The 875-nt window shown below is 55.7% G+C and carries 1 protein-coding gene; it reads right to left on the bottom strand.

The annotated features are described in order from the left end of the window. Positions 1-105: 105 nt before the first annotated feature. Positions 106-875, bottom strand: a 770-nt coding sequence (locus ACTHUM_RS15615) for an aromatic amino acid transport family protein (protein ID WP_440403370.1), incomplete at its 5' end; no start/stop codon positions are given.

Here is an 875-nt window from a genome sequence, read left to right as displayed (position 1 = left end):
TTGTCGTACATGGACGGGGTTCGTTGGGGGGAAAGGGGGTATTGTAGCGGAAAATAATGAATTAGGCCGTCTGAAAGAGGGTGTTTCAGACGGCCTTAAGGGAATTTAACCTTTAAATACGGGAACAAGCTCCATTTGGCTCAATATTTGGGCGGCAATGTTGATGACGCCGAAGAGGAAGACCCAAACCATCAGCCAGAATCCGCCGTAAACTTGGTAGTTTTTGCCGGCGCCGAATTTTTTGCGCGAGTGGTAGAGCAGCATGGCCGGGATGATGCCGGTCCAGATGGTGGCGGCCAGGCCGACGTAGCCGATGGCAGTAACGAAGCCGGTGGGGAAGAGCAGGCAGGAAATCAGGGGCGGCAGGAAGGTCAGCGCGGCGGTTTTGGTGCGGCCAGAGATGCTGTCGTTCCATTTGAAGATGTCGGCGATGTAGTCGAACAGGCCGAGCGTTACGCCGAGGAAGGAGGTGGCAATCGCCATGTAGGAGAACAGGGTCAACACTTTGTCCATATTGCCGGTTTGGGCAAACTTGGACAGCGTTTCGATCAGGATGGAAACTTGTCCTTCTGCGGCGATAACCGGTGCGAACTCGCTGCGCGGCAGGTTGCCTTGGATGGCGATTTGCCAGAGGACGTAAATTACCAAGGCAATCAGCGTACCTGCCCACAGGGATTTGGCCACTTTGGGCGCGTCGCCTTTAAAGTATTTGAGCAGGCTGGAGACGTTGCCGTGGAAACCGAATGACGCAAGGCAGACGGGCAGGGGGGTGGAGGAATACAGCCAGGGGTGGGTGCCGGCCGGGGATTGGGTGTCAAACAGAACAAACATTTTGGCATCGGCACTCCGGCGAACGGTTGCCCCCATAAAAGTCA

The organism is Neisseria sp. P0021.S006, from assembly GCF_051956895.1.
The sequence above is the reverse complement of the archived record's forward strand: the minus strand, read 5'-3'. Positions and strand labels throughout refer to the sequence as shown.